The 11,654-nt window shown below is 69.2% G+C and carries 4 protein-coding genes, 1 pseudogene and 1 CRISPR repeat array (1 of these 6 cut by a window edge); of the genes and pseudogenes, 3 read left to right on the plus strand and 2 right to left on the minus strand.

Going from position 1 to position 11,654, the window contains the following annotated elements:
* A CRISPR array of direct repeats spans positions 1-362; the repeat unit is 28 nt; unit sequence GGATCACCCCCGCGTGCGCGGGGAGCAG (it extends 3,269 nt beyond the left edge of the window).
* Between the two features lie 1,405 nt (positions 363-1,767).
* A complete protein-coding gene (locus ACIBTV_RS29955; RefSeq protein WP_396710297.1) occupies positions 1,768-8,739 on the plus strand; it encodes a glycoside hydrolase domain-containing protein in 6,972 nt (2,323 codons plus the stop codon).
* A 327-nt stretch (positions 8,740-9,066) separates the two neighbouring features.
* On the opposite strand, the pseudogene ACIBTV_RS29960 reads toward ACIBTV_RS29955, so the two are convergent.
* Both ACIBTV_RS29960 and ACIBTV_RS29965 read right to left on the minus strand, forming a co-directional pair.
* A pseudogene (locus ACIBTV_RS29960) lies at positions 9,067-9,314 on the minus strand (transposase family protein); the annotation flags it as partial.
* A gap of 528 nt (positions 9,315-9,842) precedes the next feature.
* Complete coding sequence (locus tag ACIBTV_RS29965) at positions 9,843-10,493, minus strand: TetR/AcrR family transcriptional regulator C-terminal domain-containing protein (RefSeq protein WP_396710299.1); 651 nt, start codon at positions 10,491-10,493, stop codon at positions 9,843-9,845.
* 141 nt (positions 10,494-10,634) lie between these two features.
* Between ACIBTV_RS29965 and ACIBTV_RS29970 the strand changes: the two genes are divergently transcribed.
* Both ACIBTV_RS29970 and ACIBTV_RS29975 read left to right on the plus strand, forming a co-directional pair.
* The gene (locus ACIBTV_RS29970) at positions 10,635-11,057 is read left to right on the plus strand and encodes a nitroreductase/quinone reductase family protein (protein ID WP_396710301.1); all 423 of its coding nucleotides are present in this window, start codon (positions 10,635-10,637) and stop codon (positions 11,055-11,057) included.
* A gap of 56 nt (positions 11,058-11,113) precedes the next feature.
* Positions 11,114-11,362, plus strand: coding sequence for a hypothetical protein (locus ACIBTV_RS29975; protein WP_396710303.1), 249 nt, complete (start codon positions 11,114-11,116; stop codon positions 11,360-11,362).
* The last annotated feature ends 292 nt before the right edge of the window (positions 11,363-11,654 follow it).

An 11,654-nucleotide genomic window follows, 5' to 3' on the forward strand; every position in this document is an offset into this window, starting at 1 on the left:
TGGTTGTTGCGGGCGGCGGCGAGGCGGTCGGATCACCCCCGCGTGCGCGGGGAGCAGTTCGGCCGGGCGCTCCAGGAGTAAGGAAGATCAGGATCACCCCCGCGTGCGCGGGGAGCAGTGCGTCGCCAACTGGGCCGGCATGGCCAGCAACGGATCACCCCCGCGTGCGCGGGGAGCAGGGCGACGTCTTCGTGCACGGCAAGGACTGGGAGGGATCACCCCCGCGTGCGCGGGGAGCAGGCCGGGCCCAGGTGCATGATGAGGAACTGGAGGGGATCACCCCCGCGTGCGCGGGGAGCAGGCCCGGCCGTCGTCACGCGCGAGGCGTTGCGCCGGATCACCCCCGCGTGCGCGGGGAGCAGACTTCCTGACCTGGTGCTCTAAAGATCCACTACTCGATTTTCCTTCACTTTCGTGGCGGATGCGCAGATCCTCAGCACGTCGGCGCGTAGAGGGCGGTGCAAGTTTGTCGTCCGCATCAGGATCGGCCTTCCCGCCACGATCTTGCATCGTCACCGTCGTCCGACGGATCCGTCGAGTGTAAGCGTCCGTTGATACCGAACTACAGGGCGCGCGGCGTCATCGGCAGCGGCACCACCATCAGCCGCATCTCCGGCGACGGCCACTGGGACGACGAACGAACCGACGGATTCGCCAAACAACGTGCTGATTGACTGAGAAACCTCCTATGCCGGAGGACGGGCTTACACACGAGGCTGAGCGACCGACTGGCTCAGTCCCCGCACCGTACGCACCGCGGCGCTTGCTCGTCATCAGGCACTGCTCGCTGCGGCGAGCGACGCGTTGCGCCTGTCGAACGGCCTGTGGGCAGCGCATTACCGGTCGAGGTCCAGTCAGGCCCGGCTGGCCGCAGCGCTGGACAGCGCGCGCGTTGACTTCCGGTGGTGTGAGGACCAGACGATCTACGGGCCTTTCCGCGCCTTTCGGGACGCTCCGGACGACGATCGCCGCCCTCTACCTGCGTTGGGAGACGGAGTATCCCGAGGAGTGGGGTGCGCCGGAGTCGTGGATGTGGTCCCGCTGGGGAGCGAAGGAGATGCTCCTTCGCCGATTCAACCGGCGGGGTCTCCCGGAGGTCGTCAAGCCCGAGATCGCCGAGCTGATTCTTGCGGCGCTGCGGCGGCCGTACCGGTGCAAGGACTGGTTGTACGCCGGGGCTGGTCCGTCATCTCCACGACTCGCCGATTCTTTACGCTGACGCTCGGACGATCCTTTGGTCCAGTTCCGAGCGCAGTTCATCCTCCATGTGGCCGCGGACCCCGAGCAGACTCCGACCCGCACGAGCTGGCGCCGTTGGCTCGATGCACGCACCTGACGGATCGGTCGCGGCGCGCGGAGGGTCGGGCCGTACGTGAAGGGGGTCGGCGGTGATGCCGGCCGGCTCGTGTTCACGCCGTAACGAAGAAATCGACGTTGGTAGTGGTATCGAGCACCGGCTGAAAGGGGCTGCGCCCGGGCGCGCTGACCTGTCCAGACGGGACGACGTGTTCATGTTCGGCTGCGGGTCCGTTGCGTGTCCGTTAGCCGGCGCGATACCTTCGGCGACCAAGATCACGCCGTTAGCCATGGCGTCACCCTGACGGCCAGCGAGTCCTATGACTCACGGCACCCTGGTGCGGATGGAGACTGCCACCGCGTTGCTACGCGGCACGTCACACTCGGCGGGCACGCCGAGCACCTGGGAGTTGGTCAGTGACATCGAGTTCAGCACGCCTCCGAAGCGGGATCTCCACCGCGCTGGGGAGGGTGCGTGCAGCCGACCGCGAGCGCAACCCGTGGCGGACCGCCGCGGCCACCGTGGTCACCGTGGTGGTAGCGGCAGCGTCCGCCGGAGTTGTGGTTACGCCCGCTGTCGCCAAGCCCGCCGAGGCCAAGCCGGTTGACTACACGTCTTTCGTCAACCCGTTCGTCTCGACCGCGGGTGACGACGGCAACGACCTGCCCGGCGCCCAGGCGCCGAACGGCATCGTGAAGGTCAACCCGCTCACCACGCCGGGACGTAACCACACGGGCTACGACTACAACCAGACCCGTATCGCCGGATTCACGCAGACGAACCTCGACGGGGTCGGGGGCTCCGGTGGCGGTGGCGACATCCTCGTCGTACCGACGCAGGTCGAGTACAGCGCCCGGCCGTCGACCGGTTCGTACTCCCACCCGTTCAGCCACGACGACGAGACCGCCACGCCCGGGTACTACCAGGTGCGGCTGGGTGAGATCTCGGGCCGGGACGGTGCCGTGCGCAACGGGCCGGGCACGATCAACGCCGAGGTGACCGCGACGACCCGTACCGCGCTGCACCGATACGCCTTCCCCGACGGCGCCACGCCGGAACTCGTCGTCGATCTGAACAACAACTTCACCAGCCGGACCGGCTCATCGGTCGACGTCGAGCGTCTCGACGACGGCCGGGTCGCTCTCTCGGGCGACATCAACGGGAACTTCAACGGCGCGTCCTACGCGCTGCACTACCACGCCGAGACCGAGCAGCCGGTCGCGTCGTTCAAGACGTGGGGGTCGGGGGAGTTCGGCGACGCGGCCTCCCGGCGCGGCACCGACACCGGCGCCGTGCTCACCTTCGCACCTGACCACGCGGGTGAGATCGGCCTGCGGATCACGGTCTCGCCGATCAGCGCGGACCAGGCGCGCATCGACCAAGGCGTCGAGGTCGGAAAGCTGTCGTTCGACGACGTACGCGCCGGCACGAAGGCCGTCTGGAACGATCGGCTCGGCCGGGTCGATGTCTCGGCCTCGGTGAAGGCCGACTCCGACGGCACGCTGCGCCGCCTGTTCTACACCCACCTGTACCGCATGTTCGCGCTCCCGATGAACGCGACGAGCACGTCCGGGACCTACCGCGGTGTCGACGGCGTGGTGCACAAGGTCGACGACTTCACCTACTACGACGCGTGGTCGTCGTGGGACGACTTCCGTAAATACTCCGTCTTCGCGTACGTCGACCCCGAGATGTACCGCGACATGATCCAGTCGCTCATCTACCTCTTCGCCGACGTGCAGAGCACCGGCAAGGGCATCGGCGGGCTCACCCACTCCGTGCCCACCGTGCGCTGGGAACGCTCGGCGGTCATCGTCGCCGACGCGCTCTCGAAGGGCTTCACCGGCTTCGACCGCCTCGACCAGGCGTACCCGGCACTGAAGAGCTACGTCGGCTACTACAACGGAAACCAGCTTCGCCAGGGATACATCGAGAACCGCCCCGGCGACACGGTGCAGCGCGGGTACGACCAGTGGGCTTTGGCGATCATCGCCGACACCCTCGGCCGGGTTGACGACGCGAAGCAGCTGCGCGCGCAGGCCGCCCTGCCGATCGCGAACCTGTACAAGCCGGGCGCGTGGACGGCGGCCGACGGCACCAAGGCCGCGCTGCTCACCCCGCGTGACGCGGCGGGCAACTGGGGCGAGGTCGACTACGAGCGTTTCGAGGCGGCGAACCTCTACCAGGGCACGCTCTGGCAGTACAACTGGTATCCGGCCTACGACATGGACGGCGTCGTCGCGGCGATGGGCGGCCCGGAGGCGGCCCGGCGGGCGGTCACGCACTTCATGGGCGAGGACGACCCCGACAACGGCCTCGGCATGCTGCACTCGAACGCGAACGAGATCGACCTGCAGGCGCCCTACCTGTTCAACTACGTGGGGCTGCCGAGCCTGACCCAGAAATGGGTGCGCACGATCTACACGAAGGAGAGCTGGAACCGCTACATCGCCACAGGCGGCACCGACGAGTACCCGAGCGGTAACGGCGAACTGCGCCCGCCGCTGAAGACCAAGGTCTACAAGCTCGATCCGCGCGGCTTCCTGCCGACCATGGACAACGACGCTGGCACGATGTCGACGATGTTCGTCGCCGCGGCGATCGGCCTGTTCCCGGTGACCGCCGGCTCGTCGCAGTACCAGATCGGCTCGCCGTTCTTCGACCGCACGACGATCTCGTACGCCGACGGGCGGACGTTCACCGTCTCGGCCGACGGCGTCTCCGACGACTCGTACTACATCCAGTCGGCCTCGCTCAACGGCGCCGCGTTCGGCAACACCTGGCTGGACTACCGCACGCTCGTCAACGGCGGTTCGCTGGACGTGCGGATGGGCGCGAAGCCGTCCATCTGGGGAACGAACGGCAAGCCGGCGTACTCGATGAGCACCGCGGGCGATGACCACGGCGGCGGCACCCCGAACGGCTACACCGTGCACGCCTCGCCCATGACGATCGCCGCTCGCGCCGACGGCCGTGTCGACGGCGCGATCGCGCTCTCACTGGGCGGGGGCGCCAAGTTCCGCGGCCCTCGCGGCAAGAGCCTCGTCGCGAGCGGCGCGGCCACGATCCACGGTCTGCCGGCGGGCGTGTCGGGGGACGTCGTGGGCGTCGACGCGACGACGGCCCGCGTGGTGCTGTCGGGTACCGCCGCAGCGGGTGCCCGCTTCTACGTCACCTTCGCCGACTCGGCGTTCATCGGTCGCATCTCTGCCGACCAGGTGACCGGCGACGGCCTGTCTTCGCGCACCGCGCTGTCGATCTCGGTCGCCGCGGCGGAGCGCGCGAAGCTGCGGAAGCTCGTCGACGAGGGCCTACTGGTACGTCAGGGGAACTACTCCTTCGCCTCGTACCACGCTTTCCGGGGTGTGCTCGAGCGGGCTCAGACGGTGCTGGCCGACGACGCGTCGAGCACCGCGACGCTGCGTAACGCGACGGAGTCGCTCACCGGCGCGATCGCCGCGCTCACCCTCGACCAGGGCGGCTACCGCGTGCTGGAGGCCGAGCAGTCCGACGAGTGGTCGGGCGGTGACCTGAAGAACGAGGCGAACTCCTCCAACGGCAACCTCGGCGGCGTGCGTGACGGTGCGTGGATTCGGTACAAGAACCTCGACTTCGCCGGTGTCGCACCGAAGACGCTGACGATCCGCTACGCGAGCACGTACTCGCCCACTGGCACGCCGAGCGCCATCGAGGTGCACGCCGGGACGCAGGACGGTCCGATCGTCGGTAAGGCGGCGCTGCCCGGTACCGGCAACTGGGGCACCTACGTCACCGTCCAGGCGGAGATCACCGATCCCGGGGCGCTCACGCGGGCGCGCGACGTGACGCTCGTCTTCCACGCCCCGGCCGGTCAGGCCTGGGTGTCGAACTTCGACTGGTTCCAGTTCCGCTCGACCGCGCCCGGTGAGGAGCCCGGTGCCACGCTCGAGCCGCTGACCGCGACGAACACCGCGCAGACCGGTAACGGCCGGCTGCCGCTCAACCTGTCGCGCGGGCTCTTCGAGAACGTGACCGACGGCGCGTGGGCGCGGTGGGGCAGCGTCGACCTCGGCGTGAACGGCGTGGAGCGCGTCACCGTGTCGTACGACAAGCCGCGCTCACGCGCGGCGTCGGACTCGCACATCGAGCTGCACCTCGGCGCGGCCGGCGACGAGCGCATGGTCGACATCCCGCTGCCCTACTCTGGTGACGGCTGGGGCACCGAGGGCAAGGCCACGGTCGGGCTCCCCGCGTCGGTGTTCGCGGGCGTGCAGGACGTCGTCGCGGTGTTCCGCTCCGCCACGCACACCGACGCGCAGCCGTACGTCGCGAACGTGACGTCGTTGACCTTCACGGCGGCGGCACCCGCGCCGAGCAGCATGGTGGTCGAGGCGGAGAAGTGGGTCGGCAACAGCGGCAGCGGTCTCAAGAGCGAGCAGAGCACCTGGGACGACGGAACGCAGGTCACGAACCTGGGCGCCACCTACAACGGTGCGTGGCTCGACTACGACACGATCGACTTCGGGTCCAAGGCGCTCCAACAGGTTTCGGTGCACTACGTCAACAACTCCTCGCGGTGCGGCCGGAACTCGGCGATCGACGTCTACCTCGACCACTTCGACCCGGGCTCGCCCGGTGACCCGTACGTCACGGTCCCGCTGCCGGTGACCGGCTCGACGTGGCAGAACGCCGCGACCACGACGGTCGCGCTGCCCGCCGGCCTGACCGGATCGCACCGCGTCTTCCTGCGGCTGCGGACCACCCCCGACGGCAACCACCCGTACGTGGCGAACATCGACAACCTGACGTTCGCGACGGCTCCGGTCAGCGAGGAACCGCCGGGCGGCGATCGCCCCGTGGACAAGTCGGGTCTCACCGCCGCGATCAGCGAGGCGGCCGCCTACGTCGGCGACAAGGATCGCTACGGGAGCATCGACTTCGGGGTGTTCGAGCGTGAACTCGACAAGGCCCGCGCGGTCGCCGGGTCCGAGACCGCGACGCAGTCCGAGGTCGACGCCCAGGCACGGGCGCTGCGGCTCGCGTTCGGCCAGCTGGTCCCGCGGGCCCGGCTGTCGCTGGAGAACACCGTCGCACGGGCCGAGTCGGTCGAGCAGCGCCGGTACACCGACGCATCGTGGGCGGCGTTGACCAGTGCGCTCACCGCAGCCAGGGCCACGCTCGCGGACGCGGCGGCCAGCGATGCGGCGTTGAGCAACGCGGACGCGACGCTGGCGAAGGCGCTCTCCGGCCTGACGGTCAAGCCGAACGAGGTCCCGGCGGTCCCGGCGGCCGTCTCCACCCAGAGCGACGCGAGCAGCGTCACGGTCCGCTGGTCGGCTCCTGAGGACGACGGCGGTTCACCCGTGACGGGCTTCGTCGTCGCGCTCGAGGACGGGCACGAGCTCGCCATCGACGACGCCGGGCAGAAGTCGGCGGTCTTCACCTGGCTCAAGCAGGGCACCGCCGCACGTGCCCGGGTCCGCGCCGTGAACACGGTCGGGGCATCCGCCTGGTCGCCGCTCACCGAGCCCGTCATCGTCGGGGCGAGCGCACCGCCCGCACCGGAGGTGGCCGCGGTCAGGGCCCTGGGCAAGGACGTTCGCGTGTCGTGGACGCCGAGCGGTGACGGTGGCTCCCGGATCCTGGCCTACCGCGTGACCCTCGACCAGAAGCGCACGCAGATCGTCGCGGGCAGCGCCCGCGCGGTCGTGTTCCCCGGCGCGGGCGGCGGCTCCCACACGGCGCGGGTGGACGCGATCAACGCCGTGGGCACCTCGGCCATGGCCGCTTCCGTGGCTTCGGCGGCGCAGATGTCGGGTGGTGCGTCCACGGCGGTGGCGACCGGACCGTTCCCGTCGGAGGTGCTCTCGGCGCGCTACGACTCGGACTCGTGGCCGACCACGCCGGACGGCAGCCCGTACTTCGTCCACCTGCTGCGCGGCTTCACGCAGCTCGGCACCGACGTGCGCGGCGCGAACGAGAAGATCGCGGCCCTCGACACGGTGTCGGCGTACAACGACACCAAGGCACTGGAGATCAACCGCGCGGCCGCCAGCGATCAGGTCAAGCGAGCCGAGAACGACGCGGATCACGGCGCGGACACGACGATGGCGGACGGGCTCGGCTCGCGCCTGGGCGACCTGTACCTGCAGGCGCGCAGCGAGGGCAAGCTGCCGAAGACCAACGCGCTGTTCGGCCGGATCACGTCGGGGCTCGACGGCACCGGCACGGCGAAGAACACCTACGCCTACAAGCGCCCGTTCGTGCGGATGGGGCTCGTCGGCGAGGGCGGCCTGGTCCGCGACTCGAGCAACGGCTCGTACGGTGGGCTCGCCGGCGACGGGTCGTTCCCGAGCGGCCACGCCTACGGCGGCTACACGGCCGGCACCTTCCTCGCCACGCTGCTACCGGAGCTCGCGCCGCAGATCCTCGCGCGGACCTCGGAGTACGGTGACAACCGGATCGTGCTCGGGTTCCACTACCCGCTCGACGTGATGGGCTCCCGGATGACCGGGCAGGCCACGGTCGCGCACCGCTGGGCGGATCCCGCCTTCGAGGACCTGCTGATGCAGACGCACGACGAGATCGAGTCCGTGCTGCTCGACGAGTGCCGCGAGGAGGGCTTCGACTCCCTGCTCACCTGCGCCGGGGAGCCGTACCGGGGACTCGACGCCGATCACGCCGCGTCGCTGTACACCGAGCGGCTGTCGTACGGGTTCCCGCACGTGGCCCAGTCGGGCGTACCGGCGAACATCCCGGACGAGGCCGGCGCGCTGCTGACGACCGCGTTTCCCCACCTGACGAACGCGCAGCGGGTGCAGATCCTGGAGCAGACGGCGCTCGACTCCGGCTACCCGCTTGACCTGACCGCCGCGGGCGACCCCAGCTGGCAGCGCATCAACCTCGCGCGGGCGATGACCGCGCGGGTCGAGGTGAACGACGATGGCACGGTCACCGTCACGAACTACCCCGACGACACGAAGGCGAGCGTGGCGACCGCCGCGTCGCTGACGGTCGACGGGGTGGCGGTCGACGGGTTCGACGCCCGTACCCAGACGTACATGGTCGACTGGCCCAAGAACCGGCGTCTGCCCGCCGTCGTCGCGCGGCCGACCGAGCACGGTGCGAAGGTGTCGGCGTCGACCGCCAAGGACGGCACGCGTGTGCTGACGGTGACCTCGGCGAACGGCCAGCTCAGCCGCAGCTACACGGTGGCCTTCTACCGTACGGCGGACGACCACCGGCCGAGCGCGGTCCAGCCGGGACACCCGGGTCAGCCGGGACACCCAAACCATCCGGCTCAGGCGGGGACGCCGGGTAGGCCCGGGCCGTGGACGACGATCTCGTACACGGGCACCGACCCAGCGCCGCTGTGGTGGCAGGTCGCACTGCTCTCGGCCGTGTTCGGCCTTGCCGCCGGCATGACGGGGCGGCTGCGAAGGCGTGCCGCATCCAGGCGCTGAATCCTGAGAAGGTGACTGGTGCGAACGGTGGCTGCCGCCTGGAGTGGCAGCCACCGTCCGGCGGCATTTGTCGCCAGGCTCGACCGCCCGAACTTCCGGTGACGGTCAGCTACAGCCATCGCGATGCTCTAACTTGATTTTCAAGCCCCGCAGGTCCTCTGAGGACCCTGACGGATCACGGAAACACCCCTGGTCGATGATCTTCTTGTCTAGGCAAGAGCATCAATTGCCGAGGGCTGTTCTGGTGATCAGCGTGCATGACGGTGGTTTGGCTGATGCGTCGGGGAGCTGGGCAGGTTCCGATGAGGGTTCTATGACTGCTTGACTGGCGGTGACGGCGAGCAGGTCGATGGCCTTTCGGACGTAGCGCCAGGCCGTCCTACACCGATCTCGAATCCGGCGGCCAGGCGGGTGAGGGTGTCACCGTTACGCAGGTGGGCCAGGGCAAGCAGGGCTTGCCGGCCGGGGTCGAGGCGCCGCCATCGGGATCGCCGCTGGTCACGGCGGGCTCGGATGAGACCGGCGAGGTGGTTCAGGCTGCGGGTGGACAACGGAATCGCGGCAGGGTAAGACAGCGCAGCGAGGCTCCCGGTTGGGGCATCTGATCTTGGTCGATTGCTGTCTCACCGGGAGCCTCGTCCTATGTCGACACCAGCCTCCCGCACTGCCCGTAACCTGCACCGTCACGATGAAAGTGGCTCATTACTCGCCAAAGGCCGCGTCGTCACCACCAAGACAGACCAACACGACACCGACCAGACCGGCCCCGCCCCGATCGCCGCATAACATCAAACCGGATCCCGCGATGGCTGTCTCCTACACCACCAGCGTGGACGTGATCCACCCGGAGTTCGAGGGCCGCAAAGCCAACTGGGCCGAGTAGCGGCCTCCGCTTCGCCCACGCGGCCCGCACCGGTCCTGGCGACCCAGGAACGGCCACGGATAAAGCCTTGTTGAGCGGACTCGGGGCCATGCCATCCGCGTCATCGGCGGAGCGAGCAGCGACGACGCTGCCACGCGCGCGCCCTCGCGGGGGTCCGCGCCAAAATGGCCAAGGTGTGGGCGACGGAGCTCTGAGGCGCGCGGAGTAGGGGGCCCGTTCGCTACGCGGTGGCGGCCGTTTCGCCGGGTGTCTCCATGGCCTGCATGCCGCCGATGATGGTGGCGAGCCCGTACTCGAAGCAGTCGTCCGTGTCCGGGTCGAAGAGGTCGTCGCGGGCGTACGCCTGCGCGGTCAGCGGGAATCGCACATGGTCGATCATCGCGTGTGCCCCCGGCTCCGCGGCGCCCACCGCCGAGTGCGACTGCTCCTCCATCGTGAAGCCGATGGTGTAGTGCAGCAGGGCGGCGACACTGCGCGCCGCCGGCCGGACGGCGAATCCCGCGTCCTGCAGGGTACGCAGGGTCAGTTCGGTGGCCCGGAAGAGGGCCGGTTCCTTCACGCTGCAGGCGGCGAAGATCCTGGCGCCGTCCGGGTGGCGCAGCATGGCCCGGCGCATCCGGCGCACCCAGTCGGCGAGCCAGTCCTGCCAGCTCACCCCGGCCCGCGGTGCCTCCAGTCCCTCGGCGGCGTCGACGAAGATCGCCGCCGCCATGCTCTCCAGCAGCTCCTGCTTGTTCTTAACGTGCCAGTACAGCGCCCCGGGGCGGACACCGAGCCGCGCGGCGACCAGACGCATGCTCAGACCGTCGAGACCGGTCTCGTCTAGCAGCTCCAGCGCCGTCTCCGAGATCACGGCGGCGTTGATCTTCATCCCTCTCCCTCGTCTAGCGTGGAGGGTACCGGCCCCGGATGTATATTGATAAGGAGATGAACACCGATCACGAGGCGTTGAATGGTGTTCAAGAGGGCCGATCGGTCTCATCGTCGGCAGACCAGGAAGGCAGCGAACGACATGAGCGAAGGCAATGACGCGGTGATCGCGGAGTTCCGCGCGAACCGCGGCGTCGTGACCGAGGCGATGGGCGGGCACTTCAAAAACACCACCTTGGCACTCGTCCACCACGTGGGCCGCCGCACCGGACAGGAGCGCGTGCAGCCCCTGCTGTGCATGCAGAACGGCGACAACTACGTCTTGGCCGGTTCCAACGGCGGCGCGACGAACGAACCGCTGTGGGTCGCCAACCTTGAGTCCATGCCGGAGACGACCATCGAGGTGGGCGAGCGCACACTGAAGGTCAAGCCGACCGTGCTGCGCTCGGGCGCCGAGCGCGACCGGCTATACGCGGCCTTCGTCGCCTTCTGGCCCGACATGCTGGAGTACGAGACGAACACCGACCGCCCCTTCCCCGTCGTCGTCCTCGAACCGGTGGCATAGACCGGCCGCGCCGCGCCCCGGCCCGCCCGTCCGACGGCGGCCTGCGGCGCCCACGTGTGGGTCTTCTTCACCGCGCCGTCGCCGCAGCCACCGCGCGGGCTGTCGGCACCGCCCTTCCGCGTAAGACGCTGGTGCAGCGCGGCTCCTTGGACCTGCGCTCCTACGACCGATTGTTCCCGCTGCTGCCCGGCGGCAACCCGCTCACCGGATCACCCCCGCGTGCGCGGGGAGCAGTGTTGCTGGGTCAGTGGGTCGCCCGCGAGCGCCGGATCACCCCCCGCGTGCGCGGGGAGCAGACTTCCTGACCTGGTGCTCTAAAGATCCACTACCCGGTTTTCCTTCACTTTCGCGGCGGGCGCCCGGATCCCCACCAGGTCGGCGCGTGGGGGGCGGTGCAAGTTCGTCGTAGGCATCAGGATCGCCTTCCCGCCTCGATCTTGCATCGTCACCGTCGTCTGATGCTTCTCTCAATGTAAGCGTCCCGGCTGGGGAGCCTGGATACTGTCAAGGGTCAGGACGAAGTCCTGTCCGATGGCCTTGGGTTCTCCTCGTTGGCGGACAGCAAAATTCCATGCTGGTGGCCAGGTGATCTCCGGG

Origin of the sequence: Micromonospora sp. NPDC049366 (assembly GCF_044466625.1) — a bacterium.
In the GTDB taxonomy this organism is placed as follows: Bacteria; Actinomycetota; Actinomycetes; order Mycobacteriales; family Micromonosporaceae; genus Micromonospora.